The 15647-nt window shown below is 65.0% G+C and carries 12 protein-coding genes; 9 read left to right on the top strand and 3 right to left on the bottom strand.

Annotated features, from left to right (window positions below; all coding sequences use genetic code 11):
- Positions 1-166: 166 nt before the first annotated feature.
- The 3 genes from U5822_RS06770 (at position 167) to U5822_RS06760 (ending at position 3472) form a co-directional block, all read left to right on the top strand.
- A complete protein-coding gene (locus tag U5822_RS06770) occupies positions 167-1387 on the top strand; it encodes a multidrug effflux MFS transporter (RefSeq protein WP_322854869.1) in 1221 nt (406 codons plus the stop codon).
- 92 nt (positions 1388-1479) lie between these two features.
- Positions 1480-1977: a thiol peroxidase gene (tpx, locus tag U5822_RS06765; protein ID WP_322854868.1), complete on the top strand. Its 498-nt coding sequence runs from the start codon at positions 1480-1482 to the stop codon at positions 1975-1977.
- 205 nt (positions 1978-2182) lie between these two features.
- Positions 2183-3472, top strand: coding sequence for an MATE family efflux transporter (locus U5822_RS06760; protein ID WP_322856893.1), 1290 nt, complete (start codon positions 2183-2185; stop codon positions 3470-3472).
- Here the strand turns inward: U5822_RS06760 and U5822_RS06755 are convergent.
- Complete coding sequence (locus U5822_RS06755; RefSeq protein ID WP_322854867.1) at positions 3455-3883, bottom strand: thioesterase family protein; 429 nt, start codon at positions 3881-3883, stop codon at positions 3455-3457. The two genes, U5822_RS06760 and U5822_RS06755, sit on opposite strands and share 18 nt — an antisense overlap.
- A gap of 281 nt (positions 3884-4164) precedes the next feature.
- Between U5822_RS06755 and U5822_RS06750 the strand changes: the two genes are divergently transcribed.
- The 4 genes from U5822_RS06750 to U5822_RS06735 all read left to right on the top strand — a co-directional run bounded on the left by U5822_RS06750 (position 4165) and on the right by U5822_RS06735 (position 8962).
- The gene (locus U5822_RS06750) at positions 4165-5796 is read left to right on the top strand and encodes an MBL fold metallo-hydrolase (protein ID WP_322854866.1); all 1632 of its coding nucleotides are present in this window, start codon (positions 4165-4167) and stop codon (positions 5794-5796) included.
- Between the two features lie 234 nt (positions 5797-6030).
- On the top strand, positions 6031-7419 hold the full coding sequence (locus tag U5822_RS06745; RefSeq protein WP_322854865.1) for a succinylglutamate desuccinylase/aspartoacylase family protein: 1389 nt from the start codon (positions 6031-6033) through the stop codon (positions 7417-7419).
- A gap of 46 nt (positions 7420-7465) precedes the next feature.
- A complete protein-coding gene (locus tag U5822_RS06740; protein ID WP_322854864.1) occupies positions 7466-8410 on the top strand; it encodes a DMT family transporter in 945 nt (314 codons plus the stop codon).
- A 15-nt stretch (positions 8411-8425) separates the two neighbouring features.
- The gene (locus U5822_RS06735) at positions 8426-8962 is read left to right on the top strand and encodes a carbohydrate-binding protein (protein ID WP_322854863.1); all 537 of its coding nucleotides are present in this window, start codon (positions 8426-8428) and stop codon (positions 8960-8962) included.
- On the opposite strand, the gene U5822_RS06730 is transcribed toward U5822_RS06735, so the two are convergent.
- Positions 8963-10147: a MalY/PatB family protein gene (locus U5822_RS06730; protein WP_322854862.1), complete on the bottom strand. Its 1185-nt coding sequence runs from the start codon at positions 10145-10147 to the stop codon at positions 8963-8965. It lies immediately after the preceding gene.
- A 203-nt stretch (positions 10148-10350) separates the two neighbouring features.
- Between U5822_RS06730 and U5822_RS06725 the strand changes: the two genes are divergently transcribed.
- Positions 10351-11238, top strand: a complete 888-nt coding sequence (locus U5822_RS06725) for an AEC family transporter (RefSeq protein WP_322854861.1) — start codon at positions 10351-10353, stop codon at positions 11236-11238.
- Positions 11239-11248: 10 nt separating this feature from the next.
- On the opposite strand, the gene U5822_RS06720 is transcribed toward U5822_RS06725, so the two are convergent.
- On the bottom strand, positions 11249-12892 hold the full coding sequence (locus U5822_RS06720) for a methyl-accepting chemotaxis protein (protein ID WP_322854860.1): 1644 nt from the start codon (positions 12890-12892) through the stop codon (positions 11249-11251).
- A 219-nt stretch (positions 12893-13111) separates the two neighbouring features.
- Between U5822_RS06720 and U5822_RS06715 the strand changes: the two genes are divergently transcribed.
- Positions 13112-15613: an acyl-CoA dehydrogenase gene (locus U5822_RS06715; protein ID WP_322854859.1), complete on the top strand. Its 2502-nt coding sequence runs from the start codon at positions 13112-13114 to the stop codon at positions 15611-15613.
- Positions 15614-15647: the final 34 nt, after the last annotated feature.

Genomic DNA, 15647 nt, shown 5'->3' with positions numbered 1-15647 from the left:
GTCAGCCCATAGACTTCTCTTCCGATATTTGATCGCTGACTGGTGGGTGGGCGATCCAAAACTGTGCGGAGCCATGGATGGCGGAGCTCAAGCGCCACAGGGATGTGCTTGAGCGGGTTTTGGATCGCCCACCCACCAGTCGGCAGCCCCCGAAACAGGAAGACAAATGCTGACCCTAACCAGTGTCTGGACCACCATTCTGCTCGCGGCCGCCGTAGCACTCGGCCCGCTGGCGACCGATATGTACCTGCCGGCGCTGCCGCAGATCGGTCGTGACTTTGGTGCCGGCACCGACCAGGTTCAGTTGACCCTGAGCCTGTATTTGGCCGGCTTCGCCCTGGCCCAATTGATCTGCGGGCCGCTGGCCGACCGCTTCGGCCGCAAGCCGATCATGATTGCCGGTTTCGTGCTGTTCGCCGTGGCCAGTGTCGGCTGCGCCTTGGCTACCAACATCGAAACCCTGATGCTGTGCCGGGTGCTGCAGGCGCTGGGCGGTTCTGCCGGACCGGTGCTGGGGCGCGCCGCGATTCGGGACATCTACACACCGCGGGAAGCGGCCAAGATCCTCGCCATCCTGGCCAGCATCATGGCGCTGGCACCGGCGGTGGCGCCCACCATCGGCGGCGTCCTGGTGGCCAATCTGGGCTGGTCATCCATTTTCCTGGCCCTGGGCGGTTATGCCCTGGTCATGGCGCTGGTGGTCGCGTTCGGCATCCCGGAACCCATGCGCCCGGACTATCGCCAGCCACTACGGCTGTGCAGCCTGCTGCGGAACTACCGGAGCATCGGCACCGACCTCAGTTTTCTCGGCTACACCCTCACCAACGCACTGATTTACGCCGGCCTGTTCGCCTTTCTGTCGGGCTCGTCGTTCGTACTGATCGACTTCCTCGAGGTGGCGCCGGAACACTTTGGCCTGTTCTTCGCCTGCATGGTGGTGGGCTACGTCAGTGGCAACCTGACCGCGGTGCGCCTGGGCCGCACCTTGATGCCGGACCAGATTCTGGTGCGGGGTCTGGTGATTGCGGTGGTTGGCGGCGCGCTGATGGCCGGCCTGGCCCTGGCGGGGGTCTACAACGTCTGGGCCGTGATCCTGCCGCAAACCCTGTTCATGGTCGGCACCGGCATGGTGCTGCCCCAGACCATGGCCGGCGCCATGGCCAATTTCCCGCGCATGGCGGGTTCCGCCTCGGCCCTGTTCGGTTTTGGCCAGATGGCGGTGGCCGCGGTGGCCGGCGTGCTGGTCGGACACCTGCACGACGGCACCTCGGTGGTCATGGCGGTGATCATCGCCACCTGCGCCTGCGCCGCCCTGGCCAGCTACCTGCTGCTGGTGCAACGCCACCCGGCCCCCGGCTTCGAACCCCAGGAGGCTTCGGCCCAGTAAAACGCGGCCTACGGGTGCAAGACGCGTCAATCTGGGCTACAAAGAGAGGATTGAAACGCTTCAACCCACACGCACCCTAAAAAGGACGCTTCATGAGCAAGGTCAATCTCGACGGCAACCCGATCGAACTGAGTGGTAACTTTCCCAAACCGGGCGAGAATGCGCCGCCCTTTACCCTCACCAGCAGTGGCCTGGACGAGGTCAAGCTGGACCACTGGGCCGGCAAGCGCAAGATCCTGAACATCATCCCCAGCATCGACACCGGGGTGTGCGCCGCCTCCACCCGGAAATTCAACGAGAAGGCCAGCGGCCTGGACAACACCGTGGTGCTGGTCATCTCCGCCGACCTGCCCTTTGCCGCCGCCCGTTTCTGTGGCGCCGAAGGCCTGAAGAACGTGGAGACCCTCTCCACCTTCCGTAACTACAGCTTCCAGCAGGACTATGGCGTCGCCATCCAGGACGGCCCCCTGGCCGGGCTCTGCGCCCGCGCGGTGGTTGTTCTGGACGACAGCAACAAGGTGCTGCACAGCCAGCTGGTCGACGAAATCAAGGACGAACCGGATTACGAGGCGGCGCTGAAAGTCCTCTAAGCAAGCCCTCCGGTCAGCCGGTGGGTCGTTCTGACACACGCTGTGACTGCGTCCGTGTCCGCACGGTTTCAGAGCGCCCGCCGGCTGACCATCCGAATCACTTCGCAGACCTGTTAGTATGAACAGCCCAACTCAACCAAGACCCTGACTCCGGCCTGTGAACCCTCCTTCCCAATCCGCCAGCCTGCCCCGCCAGCTCTACACCATGACCTGGCCGATGCTGTTCGGCGTGCTGTCGCTGATGACCTTCCAGCTGGCCGACAGTGCCTTTATCGGTCAGTTGGGCCGCGATCCGCTGGCGGCGCTGGGCTTCACCCTGCCGATGCAGCAATTGATCATCGGTCTGCAGGTGGGCCTGGGCATTGCCACCACCGCCATCATTTCCCGCACCCTCGGTGCCGGCGATGAGCTGCGGGCGAAACGCCTGGGCGGGCTGGTGATCACCGTCGGCGGCAGTCTGGTGTTCGCACTCTGCGCCGGCCTGTGGCTGCTGCAGAGCTGGATCATGACCGCCCTGGGCGCGGAACAGGCCCTGCTGCCGATGATCCGGAGCTACTGGATTCCCTGGCTGGTGGCCGCCTGGACCGGGGCGGTGCTCTACTTCGGCTACAGCGTGTGCCGGTCCCACGGCGACACCAAGTTGCCCGGCTACATGATGGTGGCCACCAGCCTGCTCAACATCGCCCTCGATCCCCTGTACATCTTTGTCTTCGACTGGGGCCTGCCCGGTGCCGCCTGGGCCACGATTACGTCGTTCGGTCTGGGCTGTCTGGTGATTTACCCGAAGCTGGTCCGGCGGGACTGGGTCCGGTTTGATCTGGGCCAGCTGGCCCTGGGTCAGGCCCTGAGGCAGCTCAACGGCATCATGGCGCCGGCCATGGTCAGTCAGCTGATGCCGGGGGTGTCGGCGATGCTGGCCACGGCCCTGGTCGCCGGTTTCGGGTCCGCGGCGGTGGCTGCCTGGGGGCTTGGCACCCGTCTGGAGTTCTTTTCCATTGTGGTGGTGCTGGCGCTGACCATGTCGCTGCCGCCGATGATCGGGCGCCTGCTGGGTGCCGGCGATATCGAGCAGATTCGCAAGCTGGTGCGCATTTCGGTGCGTTTTGTGGTGGCCTGGCAGCTCGGCATTGGGCTGCTCTGGGTGGTGGCGTCCGGTCTGGTGTCAGACCTGTTCACCAGCGACGCCGACGTGCAGGAGGTGCTGACCGGCTATCTGGTGCGGGTCCCGCTCAGCTACAGCGGGCTCGGGGTGTGCATGCTCATGGTGTCGGTGTGCAACGCCCTGGGCCTGGCCATGCGCGCTCTGCTGGTCTCGACCCTGCGTCTGTTCCTCTGCTTCCTGCCGCTGCTCTGGCTGGGTAGCCAACTCAATGGCATTTACGGGCTGATGAGTGGCGCCCTGGTGGGCAATCTGTGCGCCGGCATCATGGCCTACGGCTTCTATCGGGCCGGCATGACCAAGCTGCGGGCGGAACCGTCAGTCGCCAAAGCGTGACCGGAAGGCCTCCGGCATGGGCGCGACCTGCTTTTTCCGGTAGTCGAAGAACACGAACCCGTACTTGGCCAGGGCCACCGGTTGGCCGCTCTCGGCCTTGGTCACCCGAAACACGAAATCGCCCCCGTAGTTGTTGAAATCCATCAGCCCCACTTCGAAGCGCAGCATTTCCGGGAAGAAGGATTCCGACTGGTACATGGTGGCCAGGTCGGTCACGATGATACCGACGCCATCCTTGCCCGCTTCCTGGAGGCCGTAGCTGACCAGGAACTGGGCCCGGGCTTCGGACAGCATGGAGATCAGGGCGTCGTTGCCCAGGTGGTTGGCGCCGTTGATGTCGGTGATCCGGACCGGCATTTTGGTCTCGAAGCAGAAGACGTCGTCCGGGAAGGCGAGTTTGATGCGGGCCACGTTGGGTACCTGTCTGGCGGGATGGGGTTACGAGGGCAGAATGATACGCCTTTGCCGGGTGCTGTTCATCCTGTGGTGAATTCCGTTATCTTGCCTGTATAACCATGCGCATCTTTTCCTGGCGTACAGGGCATTGAACCAATCCCGACAAAACCCGCTCAAGCACATCCCTGTGTCGCTTGAGCTCCGCCATCCCTGGCTCCGCACAGTTTTGCCGGGATTGGTTCAATGCCCTTGCCAACCTGGCTCGCGCGCCCCTTTGCTTTGAAAACGGGAATCCTATGGACATTCGCCCTGCTGCCACTCTGGTTTTGAGTCGGGACACCGACGACGGTGTTGAAGTTCTGCTGCTGCAACGCACCTGGGACGCGGTGTTCCTGCCCGGCTATTTTGTCTTCCCCGGGGGCGCGGTCGACCAGCAGGAAGCCAAGGCCCGGGCCCATGCCCACGGGCCGGAGGACGCCGAAATCAGTCAAACCATGAGCCTGGATGAGGGCGGTGCCGACTACATGCTGGCCGCGGTGCGGGAGTGTTTCGAGGAAGCCGGGATTCTGTTGGCGGCGGACCGCAACGGCCAGTTGATCGGCGGCGACCACCCGGTGCATCAGGACCGTGATGCGGTGTTTCGGGGCGAGCTGAGTCTGGCTAAGCTGTGTCAGCGGCATGGCCTGAGCGTGCCGCTGGACCGGCTGGCGTATCTGAGCCACTGGACCACGCCACCCGGGCCACCGCGGCGCTTCGATACCCGTTTTTTTGTCACCACCGCGCCGGCCGGCCAGATCGCCAGTCACGATGGCACCGAGACCATCGACCACCTGTGGATAAACCCCACGCAGGCGCTGGAGGATCATCGCAGCGGCAAGCGTCTGCTGGGTTTGCCCACGCTGCGGACCCTGCGGGTGCTGAGCGACTTTGACACCACCGAGGCGCTGATGCGTTACGCCCACGCCAATCCGCCGGAGGCCTATCCAAGCGAACCCTGGCCGGCCCGGAAGAAGGACAAGCCGATCACCCTGGAGCCCGGCTCCCCGGCCTACGACGAGGCGGTGGAGCTGGACCCAGAGGGCGAGGGTTCGACCCGGGCCGAGATCATTCCGGGCGAGCCGGTGACGGTGGCAGCCCGGGTCATCCGGCTGACCGCGCCGAATCCGGGCATGATGACCGGGCCGGGCACCAACACCTATCTGCTGGGCCATGAACGCTTCACCGTGCTGGATCCCGGGCCCAATCATGAGGGCCACATCGAGCGCATACTGGAGCTGACCGGCGGGGTGATCGATCAGGTCATCGTCACCCACACCCATCCGGACCACTCCCCGGCCGCGGCGACCCTGAAGGCCCGGACCGGCTGCCGGGTGATGGGGCTGGCCGCGCCCGAGGGGCCGTCCCAGGACCGCACCTTCACCCCCGATGACGAACCGGACCATGGCGACCTGATTGTCACCGAGGCCGGCATCCTCAAGGCCATCCACACCCCGGGCCACGCCTCCAACCACGTGTGCTACCTGCTGCCCGGACCGGACCTGCTGTTCTCCGGCGATCACATCATGCAGGGTTCGACTGTGGTGATTAACCCGCCGGACGGCGACATGAAGGCCTACCTGGAGTCCCTGTACGACCTGCTGGGCGAGTCGCTGCGGATCATCGCCCCGGCCCATGGCTTTCTGATCGGTTACCCGGAGGCGGTGGTGGATTACCTGATCACCCATCGCCTGGCCCGGGAGCACAAGGTCCACAAGGCCCTGTCCAGCGCCCAGGCCCAGTCGCTCAAGGCGGTCACCGCCAGGGCCTACGACGATGTCCCGGAAGCCCTGCACGGGCTGGCCGCGCGCTCCGCCCTGGCGCACCTGTTGAAGCTGGAGGCCGATGGCCGGGCCCACCGGGACGACGCCGAGACCTGGCGGGCGGTCTGAAGCCGCCCGGATCCCCTCGCTGTAACACAATCACAACCAAAATTCGCAAAACTGCCACATCGTGCGGGCAGGCTGCCGGGTATAAATAGGGTGCTGGTCATTTTATGACCAAGCAGTTACCCCATTCATTTACCGGCACTTCATGAAAGTGGCATTAAACCTTTGTCACAGCTGTATTCATGACCGCCAGGTGCGCTCTATGCTTGGGCGCTTACTGACGACGCGTGAGGAATTATGCTGTTTCACGGGCTACACAAACTGACCTGGTTTCCCCTGATGTCCGGCCTGCTGGTGCTGGGCCTGCCGGCGTTTGCCGCGGCGGAGACCACCACCTCGGAAAACGACAAGACGCCGGAAACCATGGTGGCGGCGCTGGCCGAGGACGAGAACGTCGAGGATGTGGAGCGCTCGGAGCCACGGGCCGACGCCAACAGCGACGCCCAGCCCGAACCCCAGCCCAAGACCACCGCGGCTCAGGCCACGCCCACCAAGCCCGCCAGCAAGGTGGCACCCAACATTGACCTGAAAGAGGTGGCGCCCGCGCCCGAACCGACCACACCGGCACAGGCGCCGGTCACCGAAACCGCCGCCCAGGAAGACAGCGAGGTTCGTCCCGGCGAAGAGACGGTCACCGCGGCACCGGTCAGCACCGAGCCGCAGCCGGCCAAGAGCTTTACCCTGCTGGACAGCGAGGTGCTGCCCGGCACCTCCACCCGTCTGGCCTGGTCACCCGGCATCCAGATCGCCGGCCTGTCCCAGCCGACCCCGGTGCTGGTGGTGAATGGCGCCAAGGCCGGCCCGACCCTGTGCCTGACCGGCGCCATCCACGGCGACGAACTCAACGGCATCGAGATCATCCGCCGCACCATGTACGACCTGGATCCGGAAAAACTGTCCGGCCGGGTGGTCGGTATCCCCATCGTCAACCTGCCGGGCTTCCAGCAGGGCAGCCGCTATCTGCCTGACCGCCGTGACCTGAACCGGCACTTCCCCGGCAGCCCGGACGGCAGCCTGGCCGACCGCATTGCCCACTCGCTGTTCGAGAACATCATCCGGCGCTGCAACATGCTGGTGGACATCCACACCGGTTCCCTGAAACGCACCAACCTGCCCCAGCTGCGGGCCGACATGAACAACGCCGACGTCGCCACCTTCACCCAGGGCTTTGACCGCATGGCCGTGGTGCACAGCTCCGGTTCGCCCGGCATGCTGCGCAGCGCCGCGGTGGCCGCCGGGATCACCACCGTGACCATGGAGGCGGGCGAGTCGCACCGCATCCAGGAGCACCAGATCGAGGCCGGAGTGAACAGTCTGACCAGCCTGATGGAACGTCAGGGCATGATTTCCCGGATGTTTGTCTGGGGCGATCCGGAGCCGGTGTACTACGACTCGGACTGGATCCGGGCCCAGCACGGCGGCATCCTGTTCAGCGAGGTCGAGCTCGGTGCCCGGGTGTCCGAAGGCGAAATCCTCGGCTACGTCGCCGACCCGATCACCAACGCCCAGTTCCCCATTCGGTCCAGCAGCAACGGCCGGATCATCGGCATGGCGGTGGACCAGGTGGTGATGGCGGGCTTCGCCGCCTACCACATTGGTACGGAGGCAGAAGTTCCAGGAGAGTAGTATCCTAGGCATTTTCTCGGAATCCACCTGGCCAAAGAGTCTGCGAGTGCCTTCAGAAAATCCTGGATACCTGTCAAAACTGCCCGGCCTGGCCTACGTCGGGTTGGTGCTCACCCCCCTGTTCTGGGCCGGCAACGCGGTTGTGGCCCGGGGCACGGTGGATGCCATTCCGCCCCTGTCCATGGCGTTCTGGCGCTGGGTCATCGCCCTGGCCATCCTGCTGCCGTTCGGCCTGCCCGGGATCTGGCGCCATCGCCAGATTATCCGTCAGCGCCTGGGCTCGATGCTGGCCCTGGCGACCTTCAGCGTCGGTGCCTTCAACTCGCTGCTGTACCTCGCCGCCAACACCACCACCGCCACCAACATCGCCCTGATCAACGCCACCATCCCGATTTTCGTCGCCCTGATGTCCTGGCTGTTGCTGGGTGACCGCACCCGACCCATCCAGGCCCTGGGGATTGCCCTGGCGGTGACCGGCATCGTCACCGTGGTGGCCCGGGGCGATCTGGCGGTGCTCACCGGCCTGCAGGCGCAGCCGGGGGATCTGATCATGGTCGCCGCGGTGTTCAGCTGGGGCCTGTTCTCGGTGTTGCTGCGGCGCCAGGCCGTGCCGCTGCCGGCCCTGACCTTCCTGACCACCCAGATCCTGCTCGGGGTACTGGTCATCCTGCCGTTCTACCTGACCGACCTGTTGGCCTTCTCCGGCGGCTTTGAGCTGTCCGGCGCCACCCTGGCACCGCTGCTCTATTTCGCCATTTTCCCGGGCATCCTGGCGTACGCCTTCTGGAACCACGGCGTACACGCCATCGGTCCGTCCCGGGCAGCCATTTTCATGTACCTGACCCCGGTGTTCGCCTCGATCCTGGCCGGTATTTTTCTGGGCGAAACCCTGGGGCGGTTCCATGTCATCGGAGGACTGCTTATTCTTTCAGGATTGATACTCGCAACCCGCGCCGGCCGGACGGCACTGGCCGACCGCAAACCGGGCTGAGACAAGGAGGCAAATATGATTGGCTTACGCGTATCCGGCGGCTTCCTCGCCCGCCTGTTGCTGGTTCTCGGTCTGGGCTTTAGCGCTAGCGCCCTGGCCCAGCCCTGCGATCCCGACGAGGCTGGCTGGCAACCCACCCGTTACTACACCGCCGGCGCGGCGGTGTTTCATGAGGGCCGCTGGTTCCAGGCCCGACAGGTCAACGAGGGCAAGGAGCCAGGCATCAGTTTTGACTGGAAGGAACTGGACGAAGCACCCGAGTGCGACGCCGCCCAGAAGGCCAAGCAGGAAGCCGCCGCCAAGGCTGCCACCGAGGCCCCATCAGGTACCACCGGTGGCCAGGACGGCAACCCGACCCTGTGCGAAGCACCCGAGCAATGGCGCTTCGCCGGGGACTACAACCCGGACGACCTGGTCATGCACGGCGGCATGGTCTGGAAAGCGATCGGCAAGACCCGCGGCGACATGCCCGGCATGGACGCACCGCCCAGCTGGCGCGAGGTGGAAGACCACTGCGCCCTGAAGAAGAAAATCGAGCTGGAAACCCAGTAATCAGCCCCGCGCCGCCAGGGCGTCGGCGATCCGGTCCAGGACCTCGGTCAGCACCGAACGCGGGCAACCGATGTTCAGGCGCATGAAGCCCGAGCCCTGGTCGCCGAAGGTGATGCCCGGATTCATGCCCACGCCGGCGTCCTGGACGAAAAAGCGCTTCAGCTCGGCGTCGGTCAGCCCCAGGCTCCGGCAATCCAGCCACAGCAGGTAGGTGGCTTCCGGCGCCGACACGCTCACTCCGGGCAAGCGCTGTTTGACCTGCTCGCAGACATAGTCCCGATTGGCCTTCAGATAGCCCAGAAGTTCGTCCAGCCAGGGCCCACCGGCCCGATAACCCGCCTCGAAGCCGGCCACACTGAACGGATTGCACTGGGGCATGTGCAGGGTCTGAAAAATCTCCTTCATGGCCCGGCGCCGCTCCGGATCGGCAATGACCAGCGCCGACAGCCCCAGGCCCGGCAGGTTGAAACTCTTGCTCGGCGCCACCGTGGTCACCAGTGCATCGCCCGGCTCGGCCAGGGTCGCCAGGACCCGGTGCCTGGGCGCATCGTCATAGGTCAGGTCGCAGTGGATCTCATCCGATACCACCACCAGACCGTGCCGGCGGGCGATGGCCAGGACCTCGCGCAACTCCGCCTCACTCCAGATCCGACCTACCGGGTTGTGCGGCGAGCACAGGATCAGGACCCGGGCGTCGGGCCGGGCCGCGCACTGTTCCAGATGCTCCAGATCCATGTGGTACCGGCCGGTGCTGTCGTCCCGGCGCAGCGGGTTTTCGATCACGGTCCGGTCGCTGTGTTGCACCGAGCTGAAGAACGGCGGGTACACCGGTGGCTGCACGATCACGCCCTGCCCCGGCTCGGCGTACGCCATGCAGGCGGCGTGCAGGGTGGGCACCACCCCCGGCGCCATCAGGATCCAGTCCCGCTCGATCTGCCAGCCGTGGCGGTCGGCAAACCAGTCGATCATGGCCTGATACAGGCTGTCCGGGAACAGGGTGTAGCCGTACACCGGGTGCTGGGCCCGCTCGACGAGGGCCTGGGTCACCGCCTCGGGGGCGGCAAAATCCATGTCCGCCACCCAGACCGGAATCACATCCTGCTTGCCGAACACCGCCTTGCGGGCGTCGAATTTCACCGCGTGGGTGTGGTCTCTGCTCAGGGTCTGGTCAAACGATCGGCTCACGGCGGCCTCCCTCATCAATACGGTCACTGGGTACGGATTGCCGGTATTGTGGGGCCCGGTCGGGACCATCGCAAGCGCCCGGCGCCGGCACCTGGTCTTTGGCTTTGGTCGAACATCCCTGAATAATGCTTGCCCAACCGGTCTGGTACTTGCGAACCTAATGGTTTCGCCGCCGATTTATTGATCACCCTGCGGAGCTTCTGATGATTGCGCAAATCCTGTCCACCATGTTGCCGGTCTTCGTCATCGCCGGCTGTGGTGCGCTGTACGGCCGCTACCGGACACCGGACATCCAGGGCCTGAACATCCTCAACATGGAGCTGTTCGTGCCCATGCTGGTGTTCGCGGTACTGGCCGACCAGCAGGCGCCGCTGCAGGAATACGCGCAACTGGCCCTGGCCGCCACGGTGGTGGTGCTGGGCTCGGGCATCGTGCTCTACCCGTTGGCCAAGGTGCTCAAGCTGAATCTGAAAACCTTCCTGCCGCCGATGATGTTCAACAACTCCGGCAACATGGGCATCCCCCTGCTGGTGCTGGCCTTCGGCGACGCCGCCCTGCCCGCGGCGGTGGTGCTGTTCATTGTCGAGATGCTGCTGCACTTCTCGGTCGGGCTGTACATGCTCGACCCCCACACCTCCATCGTGCAGCGCCTGAAACTGCCCATCGTGTTCGCCAGTATCGCCGGCCTGGCGGTCAATCTGGGCGGCGTGCCGCTGCCGGAATGGCTGCTGGAAACCCTGAACATGCTGGGTGGGGTGTGCATCCCGCTGATGCTGTTCGCCCTGGGCGTGCGCATGTTGGACATCGATTTCAGCGACTGGAAGCTGGGCATGCTGGGCGCCATCGCCTGCCCCGCCAGCGGCCTGATCCTGGCCTGGCCGATGATCGCGCTGCTCGACCTGCCCGGCCTGCAGGTGGCCGCGCTCTGGGTGTTCGCGGCGCTGCCGCCGGCGGTGCTCAACTACATGGTGGCCGAACAATACCGGCAGGAGCCCCACAAGGTGGCCTCCCTGGTCCTGCTCAGCAACCTGGGCAGCCTGGTGGTCATCCCCATCGTGCTCGGTCTGGTGTTTGCCCAGGGTTACGTCTGATCGCCCTCGGTCAGCGCTGGATCCGGAACAGGCTCACCCGCGACTCCAATTGACCGGACAACACCGCCAGATCGCGGCTGGAACCGGCCACCTGTTCGGAACCGGCCGAGGTCTCCACGGTGGCGTCGTGGATGCGACTGATGTTCAAATTCACCTCCTCGGCCACCGCACTCTGCTCTTCCGACGCACTGGCGATCTGCGCGTTCATGTCGTTGATGGCACCGACTTCCTCCCGAATGCTGGCCAGGGCCCGTTCCGCCGCCCGGGTCTTCTCCACCGTTGCGCTGGCCAGGTGGCGACTGTTCTCCATTACGTCCGCAGCCGCCGTGGCGCCGGACTGGAGCGAACCGATCATGTCCTGGATTTCCCGAGTCGACTCCTGGGTCCGTGACGCCAGGGATCGGACTTCATCGGCCACCACCGCAAACCCTCGACCATGGCTGCCAGCCCGGGCGGCCTCAATGGCAGCGTTCAGGGCCAGCAGATTGGTCTGTTCGGCGATGGCGTTGATCACTTCGATGATTTTTTCGATGTTGGCGCTCTCTTCCGACACCGTTTGCACCGTATCTGCCGCCTGCTCCAGAGTCTCGGCCAGATCGCCAATGGCGCTCGCGGTCTCCTGCACCACCCGGTTGCCACTGGCCACCTCCTGATCGGCTTTCTGGGTCGCGGTGGCGGCATTGGCGGCAAAACCGGACACCTCGTTCACCGTGGCCGCCATCTGATGAATCGCCGTGGCCATTTGTTCGGATTCGCTGGCCTGCACCCGCACCTGCTTGCTGTTGTTGTCGGAGGTGGCCTCCAGTTCCACCGACGCCGCCTTCAGTTCCTCGGCGGCGGAGCGAACCTCCCGGATGATGCCGGCCAGCCGGCCGACCGTGTCCTGCAGCGCCCCCATCACGCTGTCGGGGTAGCGGGTGCTGAGATTCTGGTCCAGCACCCCGTCCGCCAGTTGCCGAATGGCTTCGGACACGGCCTCCGGCTCAGCACCCAGGGTGCGTCGCAGGCGACGGATGATGATCCAGGCGATGGCCGCCCCAAGCAGTACCGCTAATCCGGTCACCATCAGGTTGAGTTGATTGAAATTGCCGGCGGTGGCTCGCACGGCGGCAACGTCCGCCGCAATGACGTCCTCCTGGTGGTCGATGAAAGCGTTCACCCGCGCCAGCCACTCGGTGTACGCCGGCGCCACCTGGTCCAGCAGAAAACGCTGGGCAGCCTGGACGTCGCCCCCCTGACGCTGGTCCAGCATGGTCGAGGTCAGGGCCAGGGTCTGGCGCTCGATCATCTTGATGGCCGATAGCAGCTCACGTTCAGTCGCCGTGGCGTCGGTCGCCGTGAACAGTTCGTCCATGGCCCGGGCATTGTCCCGGTAGAACGTCTTGAGCCGGTCGATGTCGGCCAGGTGCCGTTGCAATGCCCGATCCGAATCCACCAGGACCGCATCCCGAATCGCGATCGCCCGATCATGGACGCTGCCCCGGAAGTTGATGGCGTGGCGCTGCTTCACTGCCGCGCCATCCTCCACCGAGGTCAGGGTGCGGTCGATGAAGCCGACACGCTGGTTTCCGATCACGCTCACGACCAGCATCAGGGTCAGTATCAGCCCGAATCCGAGGGCAAGGCGTTTTGCGACAGTCAGCGGACCAAACATGGGGTCTCCAGCCAGGTTGAATGTAATGAACCTATACTTTCACCCGCCATCCAGGATTGGATCAGTCAATGAAGCCCCGCCCTCTGATTTTTAACATTAATTGTCATTGCTGAAATGAATGTTTACCCAGTCCGCACCTGAGGCTTGCAACTGGCCAGTCTTTGACCGATGGTTAATCACAAATCCGGTTGATTTCATTGACGATATGGAGGTCTCCCCATGAGTGTCCTGCTCCTGCTGATCAGTGCCCTGGTGCTGATCTACCTCGGCGTTGGCGGTACCACCGCGGCCGCGGTGCTGTGCCTTGCCACCCTGATCGGCCTGTTCCAGGACGGTTGGCACCTGCTCAGCATCCTGGCCGGCGGCGCGCTGCTGGCCCTGGCGCTGATTCTGGTGCTGCCCGGCGACCTGCGCCTGGACAAGCTCAGCCGGCCCCTGCTGGGCTGGGTGCGCAGCCGGCTGCCCAGCCTCTCGGACACCGAGGCCGAGGCGTTGAAATCCGGCTCGGTGGACTGGGATGGGGAGCTGTTCTCTGGCCAGCCGGACTGGAACAAGCTGTTCGATGCCCGTCCCGCCCACCTCACCAGTGAAGAACAGGCGTTCCTGGATGGTCCGGTGGAAAAGCTCTGCGCCATGCTCGACGACTGGAAGATCACCCACGAGCAGTACGACCTGCCGGACAAGGTCTGGAAATTCATCCGCGAACAGGGCTTCTTCGGGCTGATCATCCCCAAGGAAGACGGCGGCCTGGGCTTCTCCAACACCGCCCACTCCGAGATCGTGATGAAAATCTCCACCCGCAGTGTGTCGGCAGCGGTGACTGTGATGGTGCCCAACTCCCTGGGCCCGGGCGAACTGCTGATGCACTACGGCACCGACGAGCAAAAGCATCACTACCTGCCGCGCCTGGCCAAAGGCGAGGACATTCCCTGCTTTGCCCTGACCTCCCCGGTGGCCGGCTCCGACGCCGGCGCCATCCCGGACAAGGGCATCGTCTGCAAGGGCAACTGGAACGGCGAGGAAGTGCTGGGTCTGAAGGTGACCTGGAACAAGCGCTACATCACCCTGGCCCCGGTGGCGACCCTGATTGGCTTGGCCATCAAGGTGTACGACCCGGACAAGCTGCTCGGTGGCAGTGACGACATCGGAGTGACCTGCGTGCTGGTGCCGCGGGACACCGACGGCGTCAACGCCGGCGCCCGACACCTGCCCATGAATACCGTGTTCATGAACGGCCCGACCTGGGGTACCGACGTGTTCATTCCCATGGACCAGATCATCGGTGGCCAGGACATGCTGGGCAAGGGCTGGACCATGCTGCTGGAGTGCCTGTCCATCGGTCGTTCCATCTCGCTGCCGGCCCTGGGCACCGGCGCCGGCAAGGTCGCCAGCCTGGCCACCGGCTCCTACGCCTACACCCGGGAGCAGTTCGGCCGCTCGATCAGCCAGTTTGAGGGTGTCCAGGAGGCGCTCGAACCCATCGCCGGCTACACCTACATGATGGATGCGGCCCGGCTGATGACCGCCGGCATGCTCGACCGGGGGGTACGGCCCTCGGTGCCCTCGGCAGTGCTGAAATACCGCAATACCGACCTGATGCGCGAGGTCATCAACCACGCCATGGACGTGGTCGCCGGCCGGGGCGTGATCACCGGGCCGCGCAACTTCCTGGCCCGGGCCTACCAGGCCGTGCCCATCGGCATCACCGTGGAAGGCGCCAACATCCTGACCCGCAGCCTGATGATCTTCGGCCAGGGGGCCATCCGCTGCCACCCGTTCATCGTCGAGGAAATCGAAGCCGCCGGCATGCAGGACCAGGACCAGGCCGCGAAGAAATTCGACGCCATCTTCTACCGGCACCTGGCCCACACCACCCGCAATGCCCTGCGGGCATTGCTGCTGGGCCTAACCCGGGGCTGGCTGGAATCGGTACCCCGCCAGGGCAACATCCGGCCCTGCTACCGGCAGCTGGCCCGGTTCTCGGCCGCCTTTTCCCTGATGACCGACGTCACCCTGCTGACCGTCGGCGGTGGCCTGAAGGCTCGTCAGCGCCTGTCCGGTCGTATGGCCGACTGTCTTACCCACCTGTACTACGCCTCGGCGGTGATCAAACAGTGGCACGAGGAAGGCTACCCGGACGATCAGCGGCCGCTGGTGGAATGGTCCCTGAAGACCTCCCTGCGGGATCTGCAAAAGGCCATGCGCGAGGCCATCATCAACTTCCCAGTGCCGGCCCTGCGCTGGCCGCTGCGGCTGTTGGTGTTCCCGCTCGGCGCCACCGGCCTGAATGGCCCCGATGACCGCCTGGGCGCGGAAGTGGCACACAGCATCGTCGACGACACCCCGCTGCGCCAGCGCATCAGCCGCGGCGCCTACGTCAACATGGACCCGGAGGATTCCCTGGGCCGGGTGCTGAACGCCTACAACTTGGCACACGCCACCGAAGACGTGCGCCACCGCCTGCACCAGGCGGTCCGGAACCGCAACGAGGACGAAGTGGACGGCATTGCCCTGCTGATGGGCCACCAACGCAAGGAACTGGTGGACTGGGCCTGCGCCGAGGGGGTGGTGAAAGCAGACGAGTGCGAACAGCTGGAGGAGGCGCTGACCGCCCTGTACGACGTGATTCGGGTGGACGCCTTCGAGGGCGATGGCCTCAAGGCCCTGGCCCGCTGCGCCAAAGGCAAGCGCAAGGTGGTGGAACGGCCACCCAAGGACTGAGCGATGCCCCGGCGGGGGCTTTGCGGCCCCCGCC

Source organism: Marinobacter qingdaonensis (assembly GCF_034555935.1).
Lineage (GTDB): Bacteria > Pseudomonadota > Gammaproteobacteria > Pseudomonadales > Oleiphilaceae > Marinobacter > Marinobacter qingdaonensis.
The sequence above is the reverse complement of the archived record's forward strand: the minus strand, read 5'-3'. Positions and strand labels throughout refer to the sequence as shown.